26 protein-coding genes are annotated in these 24,704 nt (G+C 71.8%); 16 read left to right on the top strand and 10 right to left on the bottom strand.

Annotated elements, in window-relative coordinates; all coding sequences use genetic code 11:
* Window positions 1–170 precede the first annotated feature (170 nt).
* Complete coding sequence (locus PYS65_RS08280; RefSeq protein ID WP_279333144.1) at window positions 171–455, top strand: hypothetical protein; 285 nt, start codon at window positions 171–173, stop codon at window positions 453–455.
* 513 nt (window positions 456–968) lie between these two features.
* Here the strand turns inward: PYS65_RS08280 and PYS65_RS08285 are convergent.
* A complete protein-coding gene (locus PYS65_RS08285) occupies window positions 969–1,319 on the bottom strand; it encodes a trypco2 family protein (RefSeq protein ID WP_279333145.1) in 351 nt (116 codons plus the stop codon).
* A gap of 91 nt (window positions 1,320–1,410) precedes the next feature.
* Between PYS65_RS08285 and PYS65_RS08290 the strand changes: the two genes are divergently transcribed.
* From PYS65_RS08290 to PYS65_RS08310, 5 genes are all read left to right on the top strand, one after another.
* Window positions 1,411–2,733 carry a trypsin-like peptidase domain-containing protein gene (locus PYS65_RS08290; protein WP_279333146.1) on the top strand — a complete coding sequence of 441 codons (1,323 nt, stop codon included), beginning with the start codon at window positions 1,411–1,413 and terminating at the stop codon, window positions 2,731–2,733.
* 46 nt (window positions 2,734–2,779) lie between these two features.
* Window positions 2,780–5,086, top strand: coding sequence for a tetratricopeptide repeat protein (locus tag PYS65_RS08295; RefSeq protein WP_279333147.1), 2,307 nt, complete (start codon window positions 2,780–2,782; stop codon window positions 5,084–5,086).
* A gap of 86 nt (window positions 5,087–5,172) precedes the next feature.
* Window positions 5,173–6,561, top strand: coding sequence for a vWA domain-containing protein (locus PYS65_RS08300; protein WP_279333148.1), 1,389 nt, complete (start codon window positions 5,173–5,175; stop codon window positions 6,559–6,561).
* Complete coding sequence (locus tag PYS65_RS08305) at window positions 6,558–7,580, top strand: hypothetical protein (protein ID WP_279333149.1); 1,023 nt, start codon at window positions 6,558–6,560, stop codon at window positions 7,578–7,580. The genes PYS65_RS08300 and PYS65_RS08305 overlap by 4 nt, the downstream gene beginning before the upstream one ends.
* On the top strand, window positions 7,577–8,854 hold the full coding sequence (locus tag PYS65_RS08310; protein WP_279333150.1) for an ABC transporter substrate-binding protein: 1,278 nt from the start codon (window positions 7,577–7,579) through the stop codon (window positions 8,852–8,854). The genes PYS65_RS08305 and PYS65_RS08310 overlap by 4 nt, the downstream gene beginning before the upstream one ends.
* A 20-nt stretch (window positions 8,855–8,874) precedes the next feature.
* On the opposite strand, the gene PYS65_RS08315 is transcribed toward PYS65_RS08310, so the two are convergent.
* Window positions 8,875–10,161, bottom strand: coding sequence for a hydroxymethylglutaryl-CoA reductase (locus PYS65_RS08315; RefSeq protein WP_279333151.1), 1,287 nt, complete (start codon window positions 10,159–10,161; stop codon window positions 8,875–8,877).
* A 528-nt stretch (window positions 10,162–10,689) separates the two neighbouring features.
* Here PYS65_RS08315 and PYS65_RS08320 point away from each other — a divergent pair.
* On the top strand, window positions 10,690–10,968 hold the full coding sequence (locus PYS65_RS08320) for a GlsB/YeaQ/YmgE family stress response membrane protein (RefSeq protein ID WP_279333152.1): 279 nt from the start codon (window positions 10,690–10,692) through the stop codon (window positions 10,966–10,968).
* A 242-nt stretch (window positions 10,969–11,210) separates the two neighbouring features.
* Here the strand turns inward: PYS65_RS08320 and PYS65_RS08325 are convergent, their stop codons facing one another.
* Entirely contained in the window at window positions 11,211–11,462 is a 252-nt protein-coding gene (locus tag PYS65_RS08325; RefSeq protein WP_423836154.1) for a hypothetical protein, read from the bottom strand.
* Between PYS65_RS08325 and PYS65_RS35145 the strand changes: the two genes are divergently transcribed.
* A complete protein-coding gene (locus PYS65_RS35145; protein WP_387038425.1) occupies window positions 11,407–11,544 on the top strand; it encodes a hypothetical protein in 138 nt (45 codons plus the stop codon). The genes PYS65_RS08325 and PYS65_RS35145 overlap by 56 nt on opposite strands.
* On the opposite strand, the gene PYS65_RS08330 is transcribed toward PYS65_RS35145, so the two are convergent.
* The 3 genes from PYS65_RS08330 to PYS65_RS08340 all read right to left on the bottom strand — a co-directional run bounded on the left by PYS65_RS08330 (window position 11,531) and on the right by PYS65_RS08340 (window position 14,542).
* A complete protein-coding gene (locus tag PYS65_RS08330) occupies window positions 11,531–12,469 on the bottom strand; it encodes a sigma-70 family RNA polymerase sigma factor (protein WP_279333153.1) in 939 nt (312 codons plus the stop codon). The two genes, PYS65_RS35145 and PYS65_RS08330, sit on opposite strands and share 14 nt — an antisense overlap.
* A gap of 10 nt (window positions 12,470–12,479) precedes the next feature.
* The gene (locus PYS65_RS08335; protein WP_279333154.1) at window positions 12,480–13,670 is read right to left on the bottom strand and encodes an NAD(P)/FAD-dependent oxidoreductase; all 1,191 of its coding nucleotides are present in this window, start codon (window positions 13,668–13,670) and stop codon (window positions 12,480–12,482) included.
* A 254-nt stretch (window positions 13,671–13,924) separates the two neighbouring features.
* Window positions 13,925–14,542: a DUF1707 SHOCT-like domain-containing protein gene (locus PYS65_RS08340; protein WP_279333155.1), complete on the bottom strand. Its 618-nt coding sequence runs from the start codon at window positions 14,540–14,542 to the stop codon at window positions 13,925–13,927.
* Between the two features lie 135 nt (window positions 14,543–14,677).
* Between PYS65_RS08340 and PYS65_RS08345 the strand changes: the two genes are divergently transcribed.
* Window positions 14,678–14,953 (top strand): hypothetical protein, encoded by a 276-nt coding sequence (locus PYS65_RS08345; protein ID WP_279333156.1) that lies wholly within the window; start codon window positions 14,678–14,680, stop codon window positions 14,951–14,953.
* 298 nt (window positions 14,954–15,251) lie between these two features.
* On the opposite strand, the gene PYS65_RS08350 is transcribed toward PYS65_RS08345, so the two are convergent.
* Together PYS65_RS08350 and PYS65_RS08355 are read right to left on the bottom strand one after the other, a co-directional pair.
* Complete coding sequence (locus tag PYS65_RS08350) at window positions 15,252–15,443, bottom strand: DUF397 domain-containing protein (RefSeq protein WP_279333157.1); 192 nt, start codon at window positions 15,441–15,443, stop codon at window positions 15,252–15,254.
* A complete protein-coding gene (locus PYS65_RS08355; RefSeq protein WP_279333158.1) occupies window positions 15,440–16,336 on the bottom strand; it encodes a helix-turn-helix domain-containing protein in 897 nt (298 codons plus the stop codon). Before PYS65_RS08355 ends, PYS65_RS08350 begins: the two co-directional genes overlap by 4 nt.
* 323 nt (window positions 16,337–16,659) lie before the next feature.
* On the opposite strand from PYS65_RS08355, the gene PYS65_RS08360 reads away from it, so the two are divergent.
* From PYS65_RS08360 to PYS65_RS08385, 6 genes are all read left to right on the top strand, one after another.
* Window positions 16,660–16,884 (top strand): DUF397 domain-containing protein, encoded by a 225-nt coding sequence (locus PYS65_RS08360; protein ID WP_279333159.1) that lies wholly within the window; start codon window positions 16,660–16,662, stop codon window positions 16,882–16,884.
* A 79-nt stretch (window positions 16,885–16,963) separates the two neighbouring features.
* A complete protein-coding gene (locus PYS65_RS08365) occupies window positions 16,964–17,455 on the top strand; it encodes a hypothetical protein (RefSeq protein ID WP_279333160.1) in 492 nt (163 codons plus the stop codon).
* Window positions 17,456–17,540: 85 nt separating this feature from the next.
* The gene (locus PYS65_RS08370; RefSeq protein ID WP_279333161.1) at window positions 17,541–18,320 is read left to right on the top strand and encodes a hypothetical protein; all 780 of its coding nucleotides are present in this window, start codon (window positions 17,541–17,543) and stop codon (window positions 18,318–18,320) included.
* A gap of 371 nt (window positions 18,321–18,691) precedes the next feature.
* The gene (locus PYS65_RS08375; protein WP_279333162.1) at window positions 18,692–19,144 is read left to right on the top strand and encodes an ATP-binding protein; all 453 of its coding nucleotides are present in this window, start codon (window positions 18,692–18,694) and stop codon (window positions 19,142–19,144) included.
* Window positions 19,145–19,261: 117 nt separating this feature from the next.
* Window positions 19,262–20,245: an RpnC/YadD family protein gene (locus PYS65_RS08380; protein WP_279333163.1), complete on the top strand. Its 984-nt coding sequence runs from the start codon at window positions 19,262–19,264 to the stop codon at window positions 20,243–20,245.
* Between the two features lie 274 nt (window positions 20,246–20,519).
* Window positions 20,520–21,743 (top strand): septum formation family protein, encoded by a 1,224-nt coding sequence (locus tag PYS65_RS08385; protein ID WP_279333164.1) that lies wholly within the window; start codon window positions 20,520–20,522, stop codon window positions 21,741–21,743.
* A gap of 266 nt (window positions 21,744–22,009) precedes the next feature.
* Here PYS65_RS08385 and PYS65_RS08390 read toward each other — a convergent pair whose 3' ends face one another.
* Entirely contained in the window at window positions 22,010–22,585 is a 576-nt protein-coding gene (locus tag PYS65_RS08390; RefSeq protein WP_279333165.1) for a flavoprotein, read from the bottom strand.
* Window positions 22,586–22,761: 176 nt separating this feature from the next.
* A complete protein-coding gene (locus PYS65_RS08395) occupies window positions 22,762–23,622 on the bottom strand; it encodes a sulfurtransferase (RefSeq protein WP_279333166.1) in 861 nt (286 codons plus the stop codon).
* Between the two features lie 422 nt (window positions 23,623–24,044).
* On the opposite strand from PYS65_RS08395, the gene PYS65_RS08400 reads away from it, so the two are divergent.
* Entirely contained in the window at window positions 24,045–24,575 is a 531-nt protein-coding gene (locus PYS65_RS08400) for a hypothetical protein (RefSeq protein ID WP_279333167.1), read from the top strand.
* Window positions 24,576–24,704: the final 129 nt, after the last annotated feature.

The raw sequence follows: 24,704 nt of genomic DNA on the forward strand, positions 1-24,704 counted from the left end.
CTCTGCCGTTCTCGCGATCCGCGCGGAATGATCACGTGAGCCCGAGGGCTGCCGGTGGCCGGGTCATGTCCCGTCCGTGATGACGCAGGCTCTCGGCGATGTTGTCCCACCCGGCCAGGCGGAGCGCACCGCCGGTCCGTACGCCTCACCCAAGGACGGTGTCCCCTGACATGCAGCCCGCCGACTCACCCGACGCCCTCTTGCATGCCACCACCGAGGGCATCGCACGCCGAGTGACAGGAGAGAAAGGGCCCGCCACGGCGCTGAGGTCAGTACGCGAACTGATCGACAACGACGAGGCAGAGCTGGCTCTGGACGACCTGGCACGAGTGATCGAATACTTCCGCATCCTCATCCTCCGAGTGGAATACGATCAGCTCGTCATAGCAGCGACCCTACTGAATTCGATGGACTCGTTGCTCGAAACCGGTGTTGAACGACTTGTCACCGCATGAAGAAATTTTGTGACCGCGCCCGACCATCGCACTCATTCCGCTGCGACCACCCGTCCCGGACTGCACGACCGTGGTACACACCGGTCCGCCCGGCTTCGGAGGGCTCACCGGCCGCGAACGTCACCGAAGACGGGTTGCTCTCCAAGGTGGACGCCCGGTCATCGGACCCCAGCCCACAGCACACTCACGCGCCCTGCACAGAGCCGAAGGAGTGGCTGCGGGCAGTGGAAGTTCCCTGGGATTTCGGGCCGGGAGCAAGTCGCTCCCGAGCGAGGCAGGAGGTGTGCGTACTCGCGGAGGATGAACCCGGGATCCGCATGGCCGAGCCACCGTGCCGGAGGCACCACCGACTCGTCGGCCTCATCCGGAACGGGATTCCGGATATGGAAGTTGATGAGGCATCACACCACAGTCCTGGGTTCCAGGAGGTCCGACGCCTCCGTCTCCGGCGGAAGCAGCCGACGCCTCCTCGGCCGGCAGGAAACTCAGGCTCCGGTTCTGCGGCGCGTCACCCTAGCCCCGCAGGAGGGAGCCGTCGTGCGGTTCCGGCCGGTGGGGGGCAGCGGTGTCCTCGCGGCTCACCTTGTGGTGAGTGCCGTCGGGGCGGGGAAGGGGCTTGAGGGCGACCTCGATGCGGTGCGTGGAGTCATGGCTCACCGAGCCGCCCAGACGCGCCTCGACCACGCCCAGGCGCAGGCCCGCCCCGCCCTCGCCGGCCCGGTGGAACTGCACCGAGAACTCCAGGCTGACCTGCTCCACGGTGAACCGCCAGTCGCTCTCCGCTCCTTCCGCCTGGGCCCGCGCCAGCTCCGCACGGACCGAGCCGATGGCCTCCGCAAGACCGATCGGTTCCACATCTCCCATGTCAACGCACCCCCGTTTTCCGTTGGTTGACCGATCCACTCTGCTCACAAGTCTAGGGACGCACCATGCTGTGCGCGTAGTGTGAGACAGCATGGGGGAATTGCGTGCGGACTGGAGACTCAGACTGCGACGCGAGGACGCGCACGGCCCCGTCTGTGGTGCCGGCGTGCTCGTCGACCAGTACACGGCACTGACCTGCGCACACGTCGTGCGCCGCCCGGACGCCGTCATGTGGCTGGAGTTCGCCGAGAACAGCGGGCTCGAACCGGTCTCCGCACGCGTCCTGCCCGGCGGCTGGCTGCCGGAGCGCGAGAACGGCGAGGACGTCGCCGTGCTGCGCCTGGACAGCCCCCGCCCGCAGGCCCGTCGTGCCCTGCTGGAAACCGGGCTGTGGGGCGGGATGGAGGTCTACGCGACCGGTTACGCGGAGGGCTTCGACGACGGCATGAGCCTGTGGGGGCGGATCGGTGGCGCCAGCGGTGAACGGGTGCAGCTCGACGCCGTCACCAAGTCGGAGGTGGTGCGCGCCGGCTTCAGCGGTGCGGCCGTGTGCACCCGGCCGCGGGAAGGGCGTCCCACCCGGGTGGTCGGCCTCGTCGTCAGCTGGCGCGGCGATCTGGGCGAACTGCTGCCCGAGGACAACCGGATCTCCTTCTCGTATCTGATCCCCATGGAGCGTATCGCCGAACTCTCGCCGGTCATCAGAGAGTTGAGCAGCCCGCAGGCCTGGGATCACGGCTTCGAGGAGCGGCTGACCCGGTGGTTCGACGATCCGGACGGGGACCCGGTGAAGATCACCGTGGTGCCTCCGGGCAGCGGAAAGGACCGCTCGCTGCGCCATCTGCTGCACCGCGTCCACGTGGTCCACCGCGGCGGCGCCAGCAGGCCGGACCTCGTCGACCACGCCTTGGACCAGGTCACCTTCCCGGCCGGCGAGTACCTGGCGTACTGGGACTGGCTGCGCGGCGCCAAGCCCGCACCCGCGCAGGCGGCCGACCGTGCGCCCGTCCGGCCGGTCACGGTCCTCGTCGACGGCCTCGACGAGGAGCCCCGGCCGGGTCCACTGATCGAACTCCTGGCCCGGTTACGGGTGTTCGGCTTCCGGCTGCTGCTCGTCTTCCGCCACGAGGGCGGCCCCGGCTGGACCGCGTCCCGCGACCGGCTCCTGCGGCCCGCGCTGCTCCATCACGCGGACACCCTGCTCGCCCGTCTGCGGAGCGCGGAGTTCAGCCGGGCGATCCGCCGCGACATCGTCGACAGCGCCTCCCTCGACTCCGTGACCGAGACGGCCGACCGGCACCGGGCCGCGCGCCACCTGATCGACGGGGAGCAGGACCCGCAGCGGCAACTCACCCGGCTGCGCGCACTGATCAGGGCCCTGCGCGCCGACCTGAGACACCACGGAGACCGGTGATGCGGTGCTCCGCCCGCCCCGGGCAGGGGAGGAGGACCACACGAAGATGACGACCTGCCCGCACCGCCGCTTCACCGGAGCCCCCTGCGGCGGCACCGTGCTGCCCACCGGCCACTGCGCCGCGTGCGGCCGCGCGGAGAGCGGCCCCGCACTGCCCGCCCTTCCCGAGGACCCCCGGGAACGCGGCCCCCGCGAGCTCCTCGCCCTCCCCGAGCGGGAACCACGCCCCGCCGAGGAACGCCTCGTCCGTCCCGAGGCGCCCCTGCGCATCCGCATGGACTGCTCGTCCCCCGGGTGCGGCATCACCTTCGCCCCGCCCTACACCGAGGGCCCGGTGCCGATCAAGGGGTTCTGCCCGGTCTGCGGCGAGCGCTACTCGTACCGGCCCGAACTCGCCGAGGGCGACCTGCTGCGCGACCAGTACCGGATCATGGGACCCATCGCGCACGGCGGACAGGGCTGGGTCTACCTCGCCGAGGACACCCACCTCGGTGACGTCGTCGCCGTCAAGGGACTGCTCAACCGGTACGAGCACGACGGCGCCCGGCTCGCCGACGTCGAGCGCCGCAACCTCGTCGCCATCCGCCACCCCCGCATCGTGCAGATCCGCGACTTCGTCGCCCGCAGCGACGACACCGGCCAGGTCACCGGCGGCTACATCGTCATGGACGACGTCGGCGACGGCACCCTCGCGAAAGTCGTCGAGGACGTCCGGCGCGGTACGTCCGTCCTCGACATCGAGCACGTCGCGGCGTACGGCTGCCAGATCCTCGAAGCCTTCGTCCACCTGCACGCCGACGGCGAACGGGTCTTCGTGTACGGGGACATGAAGCCCTCCAACGTCGTGCACCACCGGGACGGCGTCAAGGTCATCGATCTCGGCGGCATGCGCGAACAGGGCCAGAGCCAGCCACCCGCCCATGTCACGGCCGGCTACACGGCGCCCGAGACCGAGACGTCGGCCGTGCCCACCGTCGCCCACGACCTGCACACCGTCGGCGCCACCCTGCGGGAGCTCGCCCGCTGGGCCGTCGCCGAGGTGCCCGGCCTCGGCACCGCCTCCTTCCATCGGGTCGTCGACCGTGCCGTCCGGCCCTCCCCGTACCGGCGCTTCACCGACGCCCGCGAGATGGGCGGCCAACTGCGCGGCGCCCTGCGGGAGATCCGCGCGCTGCGCGGCAAGAGCGACCCGCCCGAGCCCTCCGACTACTTCCGGCCGTCCACCCGGCTGCTCGGCGCCCGGCTCGGCACGGTGCCGGACATCGGGCACTGGCTGGACCGCCCCCGCCGCGACCGGTACGAGCCGCCCGTGGCGCCGGCCCTCGACCTCGGCGCCCCCACACCCACCGAGATCGCCGCCTGCCTGCCGGTGCCGAGACCGTATCCGGGCGATCCGCAGACCGCGCGGTTCGAGGTGAGCAGCGGCTACGACCCGGGCCAACTCCTCGAGCAGGAGGACGAGAAGCCGCGCTCGGTGGAGATCCACCTGCACAACGTGCGCGTCCTGCTGGACCGGAACACCGGGGAGGACCTGGAGCGGGCCCAGGAGGAACTCGACACGGCCGACTCCGTTCCCGGGCCGCCCGCCGTGCGCCGGTGGCGGCTGGAGTGGCACCGCGCCCTGCTCGCGCTGCGCAGCGCCGACCTCGACGACGACCCGCGGCAGGTCGTCGAGGCCAGGAGGCACTTCACGCGGGTCCACCTCGAACTGCCCGGCGAGTACGCGCCCAAACTGGCCCTCGCCTACTGCGCGGAGCGGCTCGGCGACGACACGGCCGAGCCCACGGCCGAGGAGCTGTACGAGGTGGTGTTCGCCCGCAACCCCGCGCACGGCGGCGCCGCCCTCGGCCTGGCCAGGCTCGCGCTCCGCGCACGTGACCGCCGGGCGGCCATCGAGGTGCTCGGCCGGGTCCGGCCGGGCACCCTGGACCACACCGTCGCCCGGATCGCCTCCCTGCGCATCCGCGCGGCCCGGCTGCCCGGAGACGGCGATCCGCTGCCCTCGCCCGCCGAGGTCGACGCGGCGCTGGCCGAACTGCGCGGCCTCGAGGGCGGCAGTCCGGGCGCCGGGGAGCCCCGCCTGTCGGAGGACGAGGCGCTGCGCCTGGGCACCGAACTCCACGAATGGAAACTGGACGCGGTGCACAGCCTCAGCGACCGGCCCGGTGCGCCGGGAGGGGGTGCCGGACGGCTCGACGCCCGCACGCTGCGACGTCTGAGCACGCCGGAGCGCGAGTCGCGCAGGCAACTGGAGGCGCACTACCGGCGACTGGCGGCCCGCCACCACGAACCGGCCGCCCATGAACACCTCGTGGACCTCATGCACGCGGTACGGCCCCAGAGCGTTTTCTGACCGCACGGCACGGCACGACAGACCGATGCGGCACCCGGCACCCGGTGTGCCGCGGTGACGAAGGCGAAGGAGCGGTGATGTACGCCATGAGCAGCCACACCCGGCCGCCGCAGCCGGGCATCCGACTGCACGTCGACCTCGGCGGCGATCCGCACCCGCACCGGAGCGCGAAGATAGAGGCCCATCTGCGGGTGGACGTGGCCGCCGACGGCGCTCCCACCGATCTGCCCGCGGTCCAGCTCGCCGTGATCATCGCGGTGGACGTCGCCGAGTCCCACCGGGCGGCCGTCCGGCACGCCCTGCCGTCGGCGCTGCGTGCCCTGCCCGACCGTATCTCCTTCGCCGTGCTCGGCGGCGGCCCCGAGCCGGTCCGCTGCTATCCGCGGGGCGCCGACGAGTGGGCCGTCGCCGACCGGGAGGAGAGACGCCGGGCCGCCTTCGTCGCGGGCTCGCTCCCACTGCACCGGGAGGGGCCGCGCCCTGCCGGGTACGCCGCCTGGGTGGCCACAGCGCGCGCCCTGCTCTTCGGACGGCCGGTGTCCGTACGCCATCTGGTGCTGATCACCGACGGCAGCAGCGCCGCCGGGGAGACCCGTCTGGAAGAGGAACTGGACGCCTGCGCGGGGCAGTTCACCTGTGACGTGTTCGCCGTGGGCGCGAACTGGGTTCCCGACCCCCTGCTGACCCTCGCCGAACGGCTGCACGGCACGGCCGAGTTCGTGGACGACGGACTCGGCCATGCGATCACCGCCGCCATCCAGCGGCTGCGCCGGGTGCACACTCCCCGGCTGCCGATCGAAGTGACCGTGCGGCCCTCGGTCCGCCAGGTCTCGCTCAGCGAGAAGACGCCCCGGCCGCACCGACTCGGCGGGCTGCCCCAGCCCGGCCGGCCGCACCGCTGGAAATTCCCGACCTACCAGTGGGAGCAGGGCAGACGCGACTACCTGCTCACCCTGGTCGCCGACTCCGACGCCGACCCGCTGGAGACCGAGCTGCAGTTCGCCATGGTCTCCATCGGCGAGGTCCACGCGCCCGTCATCGCCCGCTGGCACCTCCCCGAGCAGTCCCCGCCCCACGCCCCGACGGGCACCGACAGCGTGCGGGACCTCAACGCCACCGCCAGGATGCGGAGGCTTCTCCGCCAGGGCCTCACCGCTCTCCAGGAACACCGGCCGGACATCGCCGAGGACCGCCTGGGACAGGCCGCCCGGCTGGCGGCGCGGTTGGGCACGGACTGGGTGCTGGACGAGATCCGCACGGTCGCCGACATCGAGGACGCGGCCGCGGGGCTGGTCCGGCTGGGCGCCGTCGACGCCGGCTCCCTCGGCCCGATGATCCTGCGCGCCGGATCCCGTCCCGGTGGGCCCCTGGCCGACGCCGTCGGGGCGCGACCGGGCCCGCGCTGCGGCGGCTGCGGCACTCCGGCCGGGAGCGAGGCCCGTTACTGCATCGCATGCGGGGAGAAGCTGCTGTGAGCACCGGACGCGCCGCCTCCCGGTACCGGTTCTCCCCCGCCGCCTTCTGGCGCCGACGTCTGAGCCCCTGGCGGACCCGCCGGCTGCTGGAGGTGCATCTGCTGGTCCTGTTCCTGCTCACGGCCGTGGCGTCGACCGCCCTGTTCCTCTCCTGCCGTCAGGTCCAGCACAGCGCCGAAACGCTCGCGGCCCGCGAGGCACCGGCCGTGCAGGGGCTCGCCGCCACCCGGCTCGCGGCCCTGCGGGCCGACCGGGAGGCCCACACCCTGGTGGAAAGGGGCCTCACCGACGTCACGGGCTCGGACGATGCCTACCGGTCCCAGCTCTCGGCCGCCGACCAGGGCCTGTCCCGGATCGCCGACCGCACGGACCAGGACCTCGGCACGGTCAAGGGCCTGCTCGCCACCTACAGCGACTCGCTCGCCCTCGGCACGTCCCCCTACCCTGACCAGCCCCTCGTGCGGAAGCAGAAACTCGAAGAGGCGACATCGCTGCTCACCCGCAAGTCGGTGGGACTCGTCCCCCGCCTGGACGCCCTGCAGCAGGTCCAGCTGAGGCACGCCGAAGCCACCGCCACCCTGGGGCAGTGGCAGCGCGGCGGGTGGTGGCTCGCCGAACTCGCCCTGGCGCTGACGGGGTTGACCCTGCTCTCGGCGCTGTTCGTGCTGCGCGACCGCTGCGGCCGTGACTGGAATCCGTACCTGCTCGCGGCCTTCGTCCTCACCGCGCTGCTCGCGGTGGTCCCGCTGACGGCGATGTCCTCCACCCAGGAGGGCCTCGACGGGGCGATCAGGGATCTGCGGCAGATCACCGACGTGTCCCGGGAAAACGGCACGGAGCCGGCCGACGCCCAGCAGGAGGTCACGAAGAAGTCGGAGGAGGTCCGGCAGAAGACGGCCGAGGACGCCTGGACCGCCCCGGTGTACCAGGGCACTTTCGTCGGCAGCCTGCTGACCGTCGTCCTGCCCGCGCTGGGGCTCGGTCTCCGGCTCGACAACGACTACTGGAGGCGACGGTGACCCGGCGGTTCAGGACGCTGGTCTTCGCCATGGTCATGCTGCTGCTCACCGCCTTCGGCATGGTGGTGGTCTGGGCGCAGCACGACGACGAGGAACCGGTGACCATCCTCGGAACGTGGACGGCCAAGCAGGCGGAGCAGTTCGAGACCCTGCTGCACGGCTTCGGCGTCCCCTTCCGCTACCAGGGCACCGCGGCCCAACGGGACGTGCTGCTCTCCAAGGTGCAGTCGGGGGAGCCCCCGGACATCGTGATCATGCCGGGCCTCGGCGAACTCGCCGAATACGCCGACCAGGAGCTCCTCAAACCGCTGAACCGGCTCTATGAGCCACAGGAGTACGGCGCCCCCTGGAAGTCGACCGGCTCACCCTCCGAAGACGTCTACTGGGTCCCGGTCAAGGCGGACCTGAAGAGCATCGTCTGGTACCGCGAGGGTCACCGGCCCGCCGAGGAGCCTGCTCCACTGGGAAGTTGGTGCATCGGCATGGGGGACGACGGCGCCTCCGGCTGGCCCGGCACCGACTGGATCGAGGACCTCGTACTGCAGCGGGCGGGCCCGGACGTCTACGAGAAGTGGGCGCTGGGCACGGGCGAGGTGCAGTGGTGGCGCAGTGATCCGGTGCGCACGGCCTGGAAGGCGTGGACCGAGCTGCTCCGGCAGGACGAGGACGCGGCCGAGGACGCTCTGCTCACCGACCACCGCGGCACCCCGGACGGCAACGGGCTGTTGTTCGACGGCCGGGACGGGTGCACCCTGGAGCACCAGGGCTCCTTCGCGCTCTCCTTCTACAAGGACGACGCGCGGCACGCGGACCTGGTGGACTCCGCTCCGCTCCTGCCCGGAGGCGGCGGCGAGGTCCGGGCCCACGAGGTGACCGGCGACTTCGCCGCGCTGTTCAGCGACCGCCCCCAGGCCCGTGAACTGATCCGCCGGCTGGCCTCCGCGGAGGGCCAGCAGAAGTGGGCCGATCTGGCGGACGTCTTCTCGGCGAACCGCCGGGTGGAGCAGGGAGAACCACAGGACGACGCGGTCGAGTACAAGATCGCACAACGGCTCGGTGAAGGCCCCCGCTGCCTGGACGCCTCGGACGTCATGGCACCTGCCGTGCGGGGCGCCTTCTACGAGGCCGTCCTGCTGACCATCGCAAGGGTCGCCGACGGTCAGGACCCCGACATCGAGGGTGTCCTCCACGATGTGCAGAGGATGCAGGACGCGCAGTCCGCCCGAGGCGCCGACAACAGAGCGGCGCCGAAGACGGTGTGCAGCAAACAGTGAGCACCGGACCGGAACCGGGGTCAGGGCCCGGCCTCCGAGACCGGGCGAGGCACCGGCACGGGCCGGGGCTCGCCGACCGTCGGCGCCGACATCGGCGTCGGCGCCGGCGGGATGCCGATCCGTTGTGCGGCGCTGTTCCGGCGGGGCGGCCTGTTGCGCCCGAGGCGTTCGTGAGCGTCGGCGAAGTGCCCGGCGACGGCCGCGGAGACCGTCGAGAGGTCCAGGGCCAGAGCGAAACCGGCGATGATCTCCGCCAGCCGGACGGCGCTTCCCCGGCCGGTACACCCCATCGCTTCCAAGAGCTCGTGCTGCGTAGGCAGGTGGGTACCGCCCCCGACCGTGCCGACCGCCAGACCGGGCAGGGTCATACTCGCGTAGACGCCGTCCCGCGTGCGCTCGAGGATGAACTGCCCCACGCTCGACTCGTGAACGCAGGCGATGTCCTGGCCGGTCGCCGTGAAGATCGCCGCCACGATGTTGGCGGTGTTCGCGTTGGACCCCAGGACCCCGCTGTGGACTGCTCCGGCCGTGATGTGCTGGTATCCCGTGACCAGCTCGTCGGGGGTGGTTCTCAGGACCCGTCGGACGACCCCCTCCGGCAGTAGGCAGTCGGCGGCCACCCTGATTCCGCGGCCTTCCGCCACGGCCTGGGCCGACGCCTTCTTGTCCCCGGAGGTGTTCCCCTCGATGAGGAAGGACTCGAGCTCCTCGTCCGCGACCAGCTGCGGCTGTCGCAGGATCCACTGGCACGCGTGCCAGGTGCAGGCGGTCGTCATGTTCTGTCCTGCCGCGTCCCCGGTGGTGTACCTGAACCTCAGGTGGACGGTCCTGCCCAGGACCACGGGCTCGATCGAGAGGAGCGCGGCGTGGTCGGACACCTGCCGGATGATCGTGCGGAGGTCGTCGAGGTGCCGGATGACCGCCGAGGCGAAGCGGGCGGCGCCGGCCAGTCGGGAGAACGCGAAGACAGGAGCACGCGTCATCGCCTGCAGGGCGGCGCGTGTGCTGACGCCGCCCGCCATGGTGACGGCCAGGGCCCCCCGCGTCGCCGACGAGACCAGGGCGCCTTCCGTCGTGGCCATGGGAGCGTAAACCTCGCCCTGGACGTTCGCCCCGCGGAACAGCAGGGGCCCGGCCACGCCGACCGGGATCTCGACGGTGCCGACGAGCCCCTCGATGTTGCCGGTCAGCTTGGTCGCGTCGAGCCGGGTGTGCTGCAGGGAGTCCAGTCCCGACCGGGTCATGGAGCGGAGCCAGTCCAGCCGCTGGAGCCGCGCCGCCTCCGTGTAGAGCCCCCGGGCAGGCACGTACCGTCCCGGGGACCGTGACGGACGGGGCAGACCCGGGCTTTCTCCAGAGCTCATACGGCATCGCTTTCCTCTGTGGCGGGCGTCGGCCCGTTGCTCGCAGATGTGGTCACGGTGTGCGGGGGCACCGGTTCGACGTGGTCACCGGCCCCATGACGCTCGGCACACGTGGCCCCGCGGCCGGCCCCGGCGGACGATGCGCCGAGTCGGCCCTCCGATGACGGCCCCCGCCCGGCACCTTGCCCTGGCCACGTCCGAACTCCCCCTCGCCCCCACCCCGACGCCGGAGACAGCCCCGGCACCGGCTCAACGACACCTCGACCCACTGGTTACGCACGGAAGACGGCGCCGAAGTGCCCCGGTCCCCGTCGAGCAACCCCGTTCCGGGCCAAGCCCCCACCCACGCCGCACCGCCCCTCTCGGGCCGGGAGCCGGCAGGACCCGGATCCGGAAGAGACGTTTGTTCCGGCTCGATCGGTACAGACGATGAACTGACACAGCCTTTACCCGACGAAGCGGAGACACACCATGGGCATCATCGCGTGGATCATCATCGGCCTGCTCGCCGGCGCCATCGCCAAGGCCCTGATGCCGGGCAAGGATCCGGGCGGAATCATCATCACCATGCTCATCGGCATCGCCGGCGGTCTGCTCGGTGGCTGGCTCGGCAAGGTCATCTTCGGCGTCGACTCCATCGACGGGTTCTTCGAACTCTCCACCTGGATCGCCGCGATCGCCGGCTCCCTCATCCTGCTCGCCCTCTACCGGCTCATCGTCGGCAACCGGCGCTCGCACCGCCACGCATGACCCGCCGAAGGCATACGCCTTTGGACCCACCTGACGGCTCCCTCCCCTGTTCGCAGGAGCGGGGGCCGTCAGAGTGTGCGGAGCGACGGGCCGATTCCCCGATGCCCCGGCGGCGTCCCGCGAAGACCAAGGTCTTGACGAGACCAAGAGCTCCGGAACGCGATGAGGGCCTGCCGTCCGCCACTCCGGCGAACAGCACGCCCTCACGTCGTTCGACGCGCTGACGCGAACCGCACGAAGCGTCACATCGCGCGGCGCGGTGAGCTCACGCACATGGTCCAGCACGCTCGCCTGCGCCTGCGTCCCGCCCGGCCCGCGGCGGAGAACCGACTCCTCCACGATGAAGCCGAACGGCACCGTCGGCCGCTCCGCATCATCGTCCGCCGCTCCCTCCGCGCGGTGGCCTGAGCCTCCGTCCGCTCATCGGTCAGCAGCGGGATGCTGTTGTCGGACACCGCCCGCGCATACGCCTCCGACGGCAACGACCCCGGCACCAGCCGGCACTCGTACGTGCACAGGCTCACCGCCTCCCGCTCCAGCCGCGCCCACCGCCTGGCTCCGGTCACCATGCACTGATGACCGGCGCATCGGGTTCGTGCTGCCGCCAGGCCTCGTTGAGGCGTCCGAGCCGGTCCGCGGCGGCGATGCCGCACAGGGACGCGACCTTGCCGTCGCGGACTGCGAACGCCACGGCGCCCACGACCCGGCCGTCGACCACGGCGAGGACGGCCGGGGAGCCGTTGACCAGCGCGGTGTGGATCACGGGCGAGCCGCCGGCCAGCCGCCGCTTCGCCGGCGTGGGCTTGAAGCCGGCCCGCACGAAGGAGGCGACCCGCTCGCGCGTCGTGTACCGCAGCAGCCGCCTGGCCAGTCCGGCGCCGTCCGAGACCGCCGTCACGTCGTCGGTGAGCAGTTCCACCAGCCGTTCGGTGCGCCCCGACACGGCGGCGGCGAGGAACTCCTCGACGACCCGGCGCGCGGACGCGGGGTCGGCCTCGCCGCCGCGGCGGCGCTCGGTGGTGACCCGGCGCCGGGCCCGGTGGACGTGCTGCTGGCTCGCGGACTCGGTGATGTCGAGGATCCGGGCGATCTCGGCATGGGGGTACGAGAAGGCCTCACGCAGGACGTAGACGGCCCGTTCGACCGGCGAGAGGCGCTCCATGAGGATCAGTACGGCCAGGGACACCGATTCGCGCTGCTCGAAGGTCTCGGCCGGGCCGAGCATCGGGTCGCCCTCGAGGAGCGGCTCGGGCAGCCAGGCACCGGCCGCTCGCTCGTGGCGCGCCTGCGCCGAGCGGAGCCGGTCGAGGCAGAGATGGGTGAGGACCTTGGTCAGCCACGCCTCCGGCACCTCGATGTGTTCGCGGTCCGCGGCCTGCCAGCGCAGGAACGTGTCCTGCACGGCGTCCTCGGCGTCGGCCGCCGAGCCGAGCAGACGGTACGCGAGCGAGGCCAGCCGGCCCCGGCCGACCTCGAACCGATCGATGGCTGCGCTGTCCATGCGGAGGAGCCTATGCGGCGGCCCTCGCGCCGACCCGGTCCGGTGCGGTGGCCAGGGGGCGCTTGCGCTTCGGTATGCCGAGGGTCGGGTGGGCGATGCCCCACCCGGCCCCCTTGAGCACGCCCGCCTTCAACCACGCGGCGGTCCGGCCGCCCAGGTACCAGGACTTCGACCGGGCGCCCCCGTCCACCATCTGGACGATCGCGTCCCGCCGCCCGAGGCTGATGTGGTTGCCGTAGTGCTTCAGCGCGGTGGTCGGGACCTCGCTGTCCGTCAGGCGCGCGATGATCGCGGCGGTCGCCTGCATGTTGGTGAGGCCGGCCGAGGCGCAGGACATCGGCAGCGGCCGGCCGTTCTCGCCGATCGCGTAGGCGCAGTCACCGGCGGCGTAGACGTCGGGGTGCGAGACCGAGCGCATGGTGCGGTCGACCACGATCTGGCCGGTCTCGGCGACCTCCAGGCCGCCGGCGGCGGCGATGGGGTGCACGGCGAACCCGGCCGACCACACGGTCACCTCGGCCGGGAGGGACCTGCCGTCGGCGGCGATCGCCCGTGTCGGCTCGACGGCTTCGATGCCGGTGTGCTCGTGGACGGTGATGCCGAGCCGGTCGAAGGCCCGGCGCAGGTGGCGGCGGGCCTTCGGGGAGAGCCAGGCGCCCAGCTCGCCGCGGGCGGCGAGCGCGACCGAGAGGTCGGGCCGGGCCTCGGCGACCTCGGTGGCGGTCTCGATGCCGGTCAGCCCCTCGCCGACGACCAGCACGGTGCCGCCCCGGCCCAGGCCGGCCAGGCGCTCGCGCAGACGCAGCGCCGAGGACCGGCCGGTCACGTCGAAGGCGTACTCGGTCACGCCGGGGACGCCGTGGTGGGCGACGGAGCTGCCGAGCGCGTAGAGAAGCGTGTCGTACACGAGTTCGCCGTCGCCGTCCTCGCCGGTCACGGCGACGGTCCTGCGCTCGGGGTCGACGCCGGTGACGCGGGCCAGACGCAGCCGCACCCCGGTACCGGCGAACACGTCGGCGAGCTTGCGGACCGCGACGTCCTGGCCGGTCGCGAGCTGGTGGAGCCTCATCCGCTCGACGAAGTCGGGCACGGCGTTGACGACGGTGATCTCGGTGTCGGCGGGGGAGAGCCGGCGGGCCAGGTTCCCGGCGGCGAAGGCCCCGGCGTATCCGGCGCCGAGGACGACGATGCGGTGCTTCATGGCGTTGCTCCTGTCTCGTTCGCGTGCCCCTTGAACGAGACGGCGCCCCGATTGCTGACAGGGGCCGGGCGTGACGTGGGTCACTCGCCCGGGACGGGCGGCTGGGCCTTCGGCGACCGCCCGGGCCCGTCCCGGGCGGTCGGAACGGGGCGACGGCCGGCCGTGGATCGAGGGGGCCGGCCATCGGTCGACATCACACCCGCGCTCACCGCACGACGTGACGGAGGGCCGGCACACCGCCCACTCTCCGCGTCCTAGCCCTGCGTCGGGTTGCTGTGCAGCTTGCGCCGCTCCCAGCGGTTGGGGTGGCGGATGACCACTCCCGCCATCCCGCCGGACCCGGTGAGCCGGATCAGCGGAGCTCCCGGAAGGCGGTCGGGAGTGGTCTTGTCCCTCAGGCCGCCGATGCCGGGATCCATGCCGCCGGTGTCCGCGGCCCAGCCGTCGGGGATGACGATCGTGACACCGGCCGTCTCCCCGTACGCCTCCACCGCGACCTCCGTGAGGCGGCACTCGGCCCGGGTGAAGTCGACCTTCACACCCCCCAGGCCTCCGTGAGCGATCACGTGCCCGGGAACCTCCCAGCGCCCGGGGCCCCGGGACGCGCCGTGCAGGCCGCCCTTGAGCACCAGGGGCGGCCGGCTCTCGGCGGAGTCCGGCCTCGGCAGGTCGGCGGTCAGGACGGCCAACTCTGCGTAGGTCTTGGACTTCAGCGCCTGCTCCAGGCGCGCGTCCAGCTCGTCGAGATCGATACGCCCCTCGGCTGCCGCATCGCGCAGCTGCTCCACCACGGCTTCCCGGTCGTCGTAAGAGGCACGGAGCTCTCCTGAGGGAACGGGGCGCGGAGAGGACTCCGGAGGCTGGGCAGTCATGGCCCCAAGGATAAGCAGCCGGTGCACCGAGCGGACCGGGGCCGCACATCTCGAACACGGCCCAGCCGACCGGGGTTACTCCTTGGAGCAGGGAACGCGCCCTGGCCGCGCCGGGAGCCGCGCCTGCCCGACGCGATGGACGTCTTCGGCATCCACACCGACCTGATCGACGAGCACGAGAGCTTCACCAAGAGCGGGACGGTGATCTGGGACGCCCGGATCGCCGGCTTCGTCGAGGACGACCTGGCGGCGAAGTCCCAGTGGCCCGACCCGTGGCTGTCGCTGAACCCGTTCTTCGCCGACGGCGGCCAGGTCACCGACCTCGTGCGGGACGGGGTGCTGCACCCCAGATGCGCGGAGATCTTCCAGGCCGGCAAGAAGGAGACCTCGCCGCGCCCGGCCGACCGCTGACCTTCCACCTTCACCAGCGGCAGGCGATCAAGGCCGCGCAGGCGGGCGACTCCTACGTCCTGACCACCGGTACCGGTTCCGGCAGATCGCTGTCGTACATCGTGCCGATCGTCGACCGGGTGCTGAAGGAGCGTCAGGAAGCGGGACCGGACGCGGAGGGCCGGGTCCGGGCGACCGACGAGGCGCCGGAGACCGTGGCCGCCGAGCGGCTGCGGCCCCACGGGCGAGGCCAAGGGCACCCGAACACGGTGAGGGCGTGCCGTCCGCCGGAGAGGCGGACGGCACGCCCTCGGTTCGCTCAGCGCTCCGACGCGAACCGTACGAACTGCCCCCAGCCTTCGCGGCCGATGGCGAAGGACGGGCGGGCCACATCCTTGGAGTCCCTCACGTGGACGGCCTGTTCGGCGATCGCGACCTCCACGCAGTCGTCGCCCTGGGTGCCGCTGTAGCTGGACTTGAGCCAGGCGAGTTCCGACGTACCGCTACTCATAGCTCTCCTCGCAGTCGCTCCAGCAGGTCCCGGGATTCCTTGGGGTTGAGGGCCTGCGAGCGAAGTGTGTCATAGCGCCGACAGAGCAGACTCACCTCTTTCGCGTCGGAGATCAGCCGCCCGTTCTGCTGCCCCTCGGAGTAGCCGACTCGACGCCCCTCCGGGGTTTCCAAGATCCGCATGGGCCCGTCCAGACACCCGTGGAACTCCAGTTCCACCGGCACCACTTGAAGCGTCACGTGGCGTGGCGCGGTGAGCTCCAGCACATGGTCCAGCATGCTCGCCTGCACCTGTGCCCCACCCAGCCCGCGTCGGAAAACCGACTCCTCCACGATGAAGCCGAACGGCACCGTCGGCCGCTCCCGCATCATCGTCTGCCGCTCCATTCGGGCGGCGACCTGAGCCTCCGTCTGCTCATCGGTCAGCAGCGGGATGCTGTTGTCGAACACCGCCCGCGCATACGCCTCCGACTGCAACAGCCCCGGCACCAGCCGGCACTCGTACGTGCACAGGCTCACCGCCTCCCGCTCCAGCCGCGCCCACCGCCGGAACCACGCCGCCAGCCCCGCCTCGCCCCGCGTGAGATGCCTGGCCGCCTTCCGCAGCGCGCCCGTGTTGCCCAGCGCCTCCTCCGCGCGCTCCACGAACGCCTCGTCCGGCATCCGGCGCCCCAACTCCACCGACTCCACGGTGTGCTTGGAGTACTGCACCCGGGCGCCGAGGTCGACCCGGCTGAGCCCCGCGTGCTCGCGCAGCGCCTGGACGAACGCACCGAACGTGCGCAGGCTGTCCGACGGATGCGGCTCCCGCTCCCACTCCCCCGCCGGAACCACCCGCGCACCGGCGGCGCCACCGCCCCCGGCCGCCTCCCCCTCGACTCCGACGCTGTCCATCCGCCGCCCCTTTCCTCTGCTCCGTACCGCACCGCGACGGCTCCTCACGCCGTCCGCACTCGCCTCCAGGCTGACGGATCATCAGACGTACCGTCCGCTCTTCGTGTCCGTACGCTGACTCACCGTACGGAGTGCCACACTCGTCCCCCACCCCGTCCGACCGCCAATCTGAGGTCACGGAGAGCGAGGAGAAACCGTCCGTGTCCGCCGTTCACCTGCGGAAACACCCGGGCGGCCCTCACCCCTCCCGTGAACTCCCGCCCACCACGGGCGGCGGCCGGAGGACCTGGCCGCGTTCAGACGAAGCGGAAGAAGGTGCAGTGATGCAGAACGGAACCACCCTGTACGCGCTCGACATCAGCGGAGCCTCGTTCGCGAAGGCGTGCGGCGGGCCCTGCACCGAGGGGTGCGTGACCCTGGCCCGGATCGGCGAGGACGCCTGGGCGCTGGGCGACAGCAAGCGGCCGGACGCGCAGCCGCTGCGGTTCACCACGGAGGAGCTGGACGCGGCCGGTATCGACCCGGCGCGCTTCGGCCTCGGCGTCTGACCCTCCCCTTCCCCTCCCGCCGGCCGGACCGTGCCCACTTCCCGCGCCCGGCCGGCGCTTCTCGAAACGGGAACAGCTCGTGCACCACCACGCCTACCTGTGGACCGGCCCCAAGGCACGCTTCGACGACGAGGCCCTGCGGCGGCCCCCGCATCCCGAGCCGCCCCCGGCCGGAAGCAGGCCGGAACTGATCGAGCGCTACCGCCAGGTGTCCGCGGAGTTCGCCACGTCGGACCTCCCGCCCCTGGAGACGGCGTACTGGCTCGTCAAGCCCCGCTCACTGGTACGGGGCACCTGGGACGAGGCGAAGGAGGCGGCGGCCTGGCTCGGTGAACGGCTGGCCGAGTACACCCCCCGGTTCACGTCGGAGAGCGACCGGGACACCGCACGCCTGGCCCGGCTGGTGAACACCGCCGCCGAACGCCTGCACGCGGGTGCCGACATGTCGTACGGCCACTACCTCGAACGCCCCTCGTACCTCTCCCTGGCCGTGGTGACGTGCTCCCCGAACCGCGCGCTTCCCGAACTGGCCTGCCCGTGCCCGGGGTTGAGCGGCCAGGGGGCGGCCTGATCCACGGAGGACGGGGCAAGAGAGCGGGTCTGCGTGGTGAAGTATGGGCATCTGATCACTCCGACAGCAGGGAGCGTTTCCTCCGATGACCACACAGCCCGCACGCCCTGAGCTCAGCGGCCCCGAGACCGCCTCGGTCATGGATGCCTCGCCGTTCAAGCCTTCTCTCGTCAGAGCGGTGTTCAGGGACGTGACCCCGATGCACGTCTCCCGGTCGGCCGCGTGGGCCGCCGCGTCGGTGACGCGGACGGTGCTGACGGAGATCATCGACGGCGCGAGGAGAGCGGCGGCGGAGGAGGCCCGGAAGAAGCTGATTCCCGGGGACCTCATCTCGGCGATCGACCGGAACGTCGAGCTCGAGGTGGGGGACAAGTGGTACGACCACAGCCCGACGTTTCGAGGCCTGACCGGTGTCCGGTACGACGCCGAGGGTGTCATCGTGCCTCCTCGTAAGCGCAGCAGATCGCGCAAGCCGAGTGCTGTGGTCGGCGCCCACAGGTTCGAGGCCGGGGTCAAGAAGCTGCTGCGGAGCCAGGGGGTGACGGCCGTCCCGGCGATGGTCCGCGACCTGGACGGAATCGCGAGCATGTTCCTGACGGACCTCGCGCGGGACGCGGCCATGGTCGTCCGCGAGGGCGGGGTCAAACGTTTCGGCACGGTCACCCTGGCGATGTCGGGCGAACCGACTCCGCCCCCGTCCCTCGATGATTCCCTCCGGGCCCTGTCCACCCGCAGGGGGGACAGGCGGACCGTCGGCAGGGACGACATCCTGGCCGCCACCACGATCCAGTTGTTCGGCGGCACCCTCAGGCAGCGAGCCCTCACCGAAGCGTGCGAGGCGACACAGAGCACTTCGGCCGTCTGAGCGGGTACGACCGACATCACCGCCCGCACCCTCATCCGCTACCGCGGAATCGCCAGTGAAGGTCTTGCGCGCCGGGCCGGTTCCGGCGGGGGTCAGGCGGTTCCGCACGGGGTGAGGTCACGGGCGGCAGACCAACCAGTACGCCATGATGTCGCGAGACCTTTCACCGGCCGCCGCACCGCTCGACTGCTTCGACCGCCTCGGCCGTGGGCGCGCCCCGGGGCATCGACGACCTCCTGCCGCCTCCCCGCACGCATCACGCAGGGTCGCTGAAATGCCGCCGTACCGTCCACCGTTCGCGTCCGTACGCTCACTCCTCGTACGCCGCGCCGCACTCGTACTCACCCGCACGCGACCGCCACTCTGGCGTCATGAACCATGCAACGCCGCCCCAAGTAACCTCCCCCACCAGCACCTTCACGCAGCTGCTGTCGTCCACGCGGCGCGGCGCCCGGCTCGCCCGGCTCCTCGCCGTGACCGAACTGCGTTCTTGGGGCACCTCGCAGGACCTCACGGAGCGTGCCGAACTCGTCGTCGCCGAACTCGCCACCAACGCCGTCCTCCACGGCCGCGTACCCGGCCGCTGCTTCCGGCTCACGCTCGCCTACGACCCGGCGGCCGGCCGCCTCCGCGTCGAAGTCAGCGACGCCCGCGGGGACCTGGGCCCGCGCTCCCTCCCGGCAGGCACCGAGCCCGACCCGCTCAGCACCACCGGACGCGGCCTGACCCTCGTCACCGCCCTCGCCGACCACTGGGACTGCGTCCCCCACCCACCCAGCGGCAAGACCGTCCGGGCCCTGCTCACCACACCGTCCGAAGCGTGACACCCCCGCGTCTGCCCCGACCTCACGCCTCGGCGTCAACCCCGGAGGAATCCACCAAACGGGTGATCACATCTCAAACGCCAACGAATGTTCTTGCTTCGCGCATAGTTTCCCGTCATGCCCAACGTCAGTCACGACACCCTGCACGGTTTCCTGCCGGGACGTCCGAAAGCGCTGAACCGCGCGCTGGACCTCCTGGGCCTCGGAATCCCGCCCGGTGTCACCACCGAGACCCTCCCGACGGACGCGTCCGGCGCCCCGAAGATGTTCACCCGGAGCATGGACTCCGTGCTGCGGGTGGTCCGTCCCGACGGGCGCGAGCCGTTCATCCTCCTGATCGAGGCGCAGACCGGCGTCGAGACGAAGAAGGAGACCTCCTGGCCGTACTACATCGCCTACTTGCGTGACCGGTACAAACTCGAGGTCGTCCTGCTGGTCCTGTGCGTGGACCCGGCGACGGCGGCATGGGCGGCCAGACCCCTGCGTACCGGTCTGGGACGACCCACCCAGGTGACAGTGCCTCACGTGCTGGGGCCTTCCAACGTTCCACGTGTGAGCCGGATCCAGGACGCCTCGGCCGACCTGGACTTCGCCGCGTTCTGCCTGTGGATCCACAGCAACGACCCGGACATCGAGGGCATACTGACGGTAGTGGGCGAGGCATTGGCCCAGGACACGGACCGCGAAGCGCAAGACGACCTGGCGGGACTGATCGAGGACGGCTTGGGCAGCGAACACGCCCGGAAAATCTGGAGGAACCTCATGGAAACCCTCTTCACCCCCAGGCGAGGCACCATCGTGGGCGACGCCCGCCTCGCAGGACAGGAAGAAGGACGCGTGGAAGGAAAGGCCGAGCTACTACTGCGCCTGATGAAGCGCCGCGGCTTCCCGATGACGGAAGAGATCCGGCAGCGCGTCACCACCTGCACGGACATGCCGGTCCTGGATCTCTGGTTCGACCGCGCCATCGACGCGACCACCCTCGACGAGGTCTTCGCCGCGCCCTCCGCCACGGGCCTCATCCCCGCCCCCGCCCAGAGCCCGGAGCAGCCCGCAGCCCTCAGCCAGGGCCTGAGCACCCCCGATACCTCGACCGACTGACAGCAGAGACGCACACACGGCCGGCCGGGTGATACCGCACCGGCCAGTGGGCCCCCGCATGTGCGACGCCCGCCACATGGCAGCCGCGTCGTCCAGAGCGCTGCCGGAGCCCCGACTGCCCTCAGCAGTCGGGGCTCTTCATGCCCGCCTCCCCTCCTGAGGTGAAGACCGTGATCCGACGGCGGAGTCCACGGGGAGGTCGGACGGCACGCGCGCGGTGACGTGCTGACCCATACGGAGGCAACCCTTCACTACCCGGCCGGGTCTTACGGGCATGATCAGACCCCTTGCCCGTACAGGTGCGGTGCTCACCATCGCGTCTCTGCTCCTGACCGCCTGCTCCGGCGGCCAGGACGCCCCCGCCGAGCCCCCCACCGAACACCCCGTCTTCGACCAGAAGCTCGGCCTCCAGGTCTACCTCGCCCTGCGCCAGACGCAGAAGGCGGGCGGTACCGACTTCATCCAGACCATGACCTTCGAATCGAAGAAGGGCCGGGCGGTGCAGACCGTCAGCGGGCGGATGGACTTCGCGAAGCGAACAGGCGAGGCGACCACGGAGTGGCGACTGCCGAAGGAGCTCCCCCGAAAAACGAAGGACACACTCCTGGGCACCACCCCGGGCAAGGGCAACGCCGCCCCCTCGGCGCGCGTCCTCGTCGACCCCCAGCACATCCACTACCGCGCCGGGTCGGCGGCGTACTGGCTCCAGTACACGACGGGCGACACCCGTCCGGACCTCGGCATCCACCGCATCGCCCACCTGCGCGGATCCGAAGGACCGGTGGGCGGCACCCTCCTCGAAGGACTCGGTGCCGCGGAGGCGACATCCCGGCGGACCGACGGCTCCCAGCGCACTTATGAGGCGGACATGCCCAACAGCGCCGCCTGGCAACTGTTCCCCGAGGACCTCAGGCGCGAGCTGTCCACCCCCTTTCCCACCGGATCCTCCGGCAAGAGCGCCCCGCTGCCGACGACCGTCTCCGTGGACGGCCGGGGACGCGTCACCCACGTGCGAGCCGACCTCTCGACGACCCTGGGGAAGAAGGGCAGCGCGTTCGAGGACATCACCTCCCTGACCATCGACCTCCGGTTCTCCGGACACGGTGTGTCGAAGCCCGACGCGAAGCCCGACGGATCCGTCCGACCGGCCCGCGAGGCGGTCCGGTCGGTCGACTCGGTGAAGCCCGGTGGCTGCGTCGACTTCAGCACGGGCCAGCGGGTCATGGACACCGTCGTGGACGTGCCGTGCTCGGGCGCGCACGACGGCAGGATCTTCGCCCAGAGAACACTCGGCACGGGCCCCTACCCGGGTAGCACGGCCGTCCGGGAGAAGGCCGACGCCGCCTGCCGCGCCGCCTACGACACCGCCCCCGGGCCCTGGCTCTCCGAGGCGGACCGGGCCGGAGACTACTGGTACATGTGGTCGACTCAGGAGGAATGGGAAAAAGACGGAGGGCGCGCCAGCTGCTACGTCGTCACCGCCGAAGGCACCACCTGAACAGTCGCAATGGCGCCGGTCCTTCTGGGAGAGGTCGGCCCGGCTGTCGTCGGCCCGGTCCCGTCCGGCGGCGCCTGGCCCATCAGCGTGTCCGTCTCGCCGACGCCCTGCCGCCCGTGCAGGCCCGACTCACTCCCTCCGGCCGGCACCGAGGCCACCTCTGCCGGCCCCGCCGCCATCTGTCCCCGTACGCGGCTCGCACGGCCTGCCACAACCCGGCCTCGGGTGACACCTGTTGGCCCTTGCGCTGCGCCGATCGCGCCGCGCTACGCGGGCACCCCGGGTTCCAGGAGGTCCAGCGCCTCCGTCCAGCGGAAGCCGTCAGCGCCTCCCCCGGCCTTCGGTCGGTGCGGTTCGTGCGAGCCGATCAGGACGCCCATCCCGGTCAGCCGTTCCAGGCTCTGCCGGTAGGCCGGGTGGGCGGCCTGGGCCGCGTTGAGGTACGGCAGGACGGCGATGGGGACGCCCGTGCCGTACGCCTCGCACAGGATGCCCAGGGCCAGGGTGTCGGAGATGCCGGCGGCCCACTTGTTGACCGTGTTGAACGTGGCCGGGGCGACGGCGATCGCGTCCGCGGGAGGAAGGGGGCGGGCCTCGCCCGGCTTGCGCCAGGCGGAGCGGATCGGGTAGCCGGTCTGCGCCTCGATCGCTTCCGTGTCGAGGAAGCCCAGCCCCTGCGGGGTGGCCACGACTCCGACGTCCCAGCCCCGTTGCCGAGCGGCGGTGATCAGCGTGCCGACCTCACCGGCGATCCCGCTCGCACAGACGACGACGTACAGGAAGGGCCTCTTGTCCGAGGCGGGCGGGGCGCTCGGGGCGGGCGGGGCGGTCGGTTCGGTCACGCGGGGACTCCCGGTCGGCGGCTGTGGTGGCGCGGTCCGGGCAGGATACGGCGGCGGTCGCGGGCGGTGGGGCCGGCGGTGGATCTGTGATGAGCGCCCGAGGGCCCGTGGGTCCGGCAGGCCCCCGGACAGCGCAGGCCCGGGGGTCCGGGGGCTGTCCGGGGGTGCCGGGGCCGTCAGTCGGTTTCGAGGGGCAGGGCCGGGTCGGCGGCCCACTCGGTGAGGGAGCCGTCGTAGATCGCGACGTCGGGGCGGCCGAGGAGGGCCAGCTGGAAGGCCAGGCCGGTGGCGGCGATGCCACTGCCGCAGTACGTGATGACCTTCTTGGACTCGTCCAGGGCACCGGCCTCCTCGAAGAGCCCGCGGACTTCGTCCGGACCGCGGAAGAGGCCGTCGGGGTCGGCGAGTTCGGGGAACGGCACGTTCGTGCTGGAGGGAATGCGACCCGGGCGGGCGTAGGTCTGGCGGGTGCCGGCGAAGGTCGGCCGGTCGAGGGAGTTCACCAGCCGGGTGCCGGGGTCCTCGATCGCGGCGAGGACGGCGTCCTTGTCGGCGTACAGCTCGGGACGGCGGTTCGCGGTGAACACGGCGGGCTCGTTGGACTCCACACCGCTCTTGACCTCGTGGCCCGCCTTGGTCCAGGCGGGGAGGCCGCCGTTCAGCACCGAGACGTCGTCGAAGCCCTCGTAGCGCAGGTTCCACCACAGTCGGGTGGCCCAGATGTTCGGGCCCTGGTCGTAGACGACCACGTGCGTGCCGGGGCCGACGCCGAGAGCGCCGAGCCGGGCGGCGAACGTCTCGCTGCCGAGCGCGGTGAACGTGGTGTCCGCGTCGGGGTCGGCGAGGTCGTTCAGCAGGTCGGCGAAGACGGCGCCGGGTATGTGGGCCTTCTCGTACGCCTGACGGCCCGACTCGACGTCGTAGTAGCCGTCGCCCTCGGGCTGGGTGAGGAAGGTGGTCGCGTCGAGGATCCGGATCGCGGGGTCCCCGAGGCGCTCGTGCAGCCAGGCCGGGTCCACCAGCAGGGGGTGAGACATACGTGCTTCCTCTTCTCGCATTTCTTACGGCCCCGGAAAAACGCCGGGGTGTCCTACAAACGTACCTGTTTGAGAAACATGTCTCAGTAGGCGGACATCCGGGTGGTTCGGGAGCCTCGTAGGCCGAGGCCTCGACGGCGGCCTTCACCCGACCGGACCGGTTCGCGGTGCCGTACCGGTCGGTGGAACGCGGTGTCGTCGTGCAGCGCATACGGCATGCCGCCCGGCGGGCGCTTTCCCCGGTCGCCCGGTCCCGCCGCACCTGAGTCCGCCCCTCCTCGGGTGGGATCCGGCGTCGTCCGGCACCCCGGACATGCCACGCCGTGAGGGACCGGCCGTCACCGCACGAACCACGGCGAGAGCGTTGTCAGGCTGCCCGGCGGCGTTCCCGGTCGGCGTGATCAGCTTGTGGACCGCAACCGGTGAGAGAGCAGGCCGTGGGCTCGGTGCAGGAATCCTCGCACCGGGGGCACCGCCATCCGCCGGAGGCCGTCGACCACCGGGGCCTGCGGCTGGACGAGGCGCGGGACGGGGCCGAGGCCGCCGGGTTCGGCGTGGACGACCACAACGCGTCCAACGACGTCAAGAGCATCCGGATGCGGTCCAACCGGACCGTCTGCTTCCAGAAGACCGGCTGGACGTCGTCCGACAGGAAGACGATCGGCTTCGGTGCCGTACAGACGGGCGCGCCGTGCCCCGAGGCGGACGACGGAACCATCCCGTGGCCGAAGATGCCGGACCTGGTCTGGAAGACCTGGAAGACCGCGCACAAGGAGGTCGTGGACCTCGACATCGTCCCGGAGGACCGGGTGGGAGCGGAGGCGGCGGAGGCGGCTGGAAGGCCGGGCCGTGGCCCCCGCCGTCGAAGGCGATCAGCCGCAGCAGCAGCGGTGTGGGGAGGGCCGGGTTGGCGGCGACTCCGTCCGGTGCGGAGGAGCAGAAGGCGGCCATGAGCTCTTTCCCACCTCGCTGGTGTGGTGACGCGGGCACCCCTGGCGGTGGCGGGTGGACGCGCCGGGGGCAGGCGCTGGAGACCCTGTACCGCGTGGCGATGTGCGGCTGACCGGCCCCCCACGGCCGGC

It is taken from the genome of Streptomyces cathayae, assembly GCF_029760955.1.
Classification (GTDB): Bacteria; Actinomycetota; Actinomycetes; order Streptomycetales; family Streptomycetaceae; genus Streptomyces; species Streptomyces cathayae.

What these genes read in the sequence shown, in the direction of transcription:
- PYS65_RS08285 (WP_279333145.1), bottom strand. Translation starts at nt 1,319, where the DNA reads ATGGGAGATGTGGAACCGATCGGTCTTGCGGAGGCCATCGGCTCGGTC.
- PYS65_RS08350 (WP_279333157.1), bottom strand. Translation starts at nt 15,443, where the DNA reads ATGAGTAGCGGTACGTCGGAACTCGCCTGGCTCAAGTCCAGCTACAGC.
- PYS65_RS08335 (WP_279333154.1), bottom strand. Translation starts at nt 13,670, where the DNA reads ATGAAGCACCGCATCGTCGTCCTCGGCGCCGGATACGCCGGGGCCTTC.
- PYS65_RS08345 (WP_279333156.1), top strand. Translation starts at nt 14,678, where the DNA reads ATGGACGTCTTCGGCATCCACACCGACCTGATCGACGAGCACGAGAGC.
- PYS65_RS08330 (WP_279333153.1), bottom strand. Translation starts at nt 12,469, where the DNA reads ATGGACAGCGCAGCCATCGATCGGTTCGAGGTCGGCCGGGGCCGGCTG.
- PYS65_RS08355 (WP_279333158.1), bottom strand. Translation starts at nt 16,336, where the DNA reads ATGGACAGCGTCGGAGTCGAGGGGGAGGCGGCCGGGGGCGGTGGCGCC.
- PYS65_RS08395 (WP_279333166.1), bottom strand. Translation starts at nt 23,622, where the DNA reads ATGTCTCACCCCCTGCTGGTGGACCCGGCCTGGCTGCACGAGCGCCTC.
- PYS65_RS35145 (WP_387038425.1), top strand. Translation starts at nt 11,407, where the DNA reads ATGCTGTTGTCGGACACCGCCCGCGCATACGCCTCCGACGGCAACGAC.
- PYS65_RS08370 (WP_279333161.1), top strand. Translation starts at nt 17,541, where the DNA reads ATGACCACACAGCCCGCACGCCCTGAGCTCAGCGGCCCCGAGACCGCC.
- PYS65_RS08300 (WP_279333148.1), top strand. Translation starts at nt 5,173, where the DNA reads ATGAGCAGCCACACCCGGCCGCCGCAGCCGGGCATCCGACTGCACGTC.
- PYS65_RS08340 (WP_279333155.1), bottom strand. Translation starts at nt 14,542, where the DNA reads ATGACTGCCCAGCCTCCGGAGTCCTCTCCGCGCCCCGTTCCCTCAGGA.
- PYS65_RS08290 (WP_279333146.1), top strand. Translation starts at nt 1,411, where the DNA reads ATGGGGGAATTGCGTGCGGACTGGAGACTCAGACTGCGACGCGAGGAC.
- PYS65_RS08320 (WP_279333152.1), top strand. Translation starts at nt 10,690, where the DNA reads ATGGGCATCATCGCGTGGATCATCATCGGCCTGCTCGCCGGCGCCATC.
- PYS65_RS08280 (WP_279333144.1), top strand. Translation starts at nt 171, where the DNA reads ATGCAGCCCGCCGACTCACCCGACGCCCTCTTGCATGCCACCACCGAG.
- PYS65_RS08295 (WP_279333147.1), top strand. Translation starts at nt 2,780, where the DNA reads ATGACGACCTGCCCGCACCGCCGCTTCACCGGAGCCCCCTGCGGCGGC.
- PYS65_RS08375 (WP_279333162.1), top strand. Translation starts at nt 18,692, where the DNA reads ATGAACCATGCAACGCCGCCCCAAGTAACCTCCCCCACCAGCACCTTC.
- PYS65_RS08385 (WP_279333164.1), top strand. Translation starts at nt 20,520, where the DNA reads ATGATCAGACCCCTTGCCCGTACAGGTGCGGTGCTCACCATCGCGTCT.
- PYS65_RS08360 (WP_279333159.1), top strand. Translation starts at nt 16,660, where the DNA reads ATGCAGAACGGAACCACCCTGTACGCGCTCGACATCAGCGGAGCCTCG.
- PYS65_RS08380 (WP_279333163.1), top strand. Translation starts at nt 19,262, where the DNA reads ATGCCCAACGTCAGTCACGACACCCTGCACGGTTTCCTGCCGGGACGT.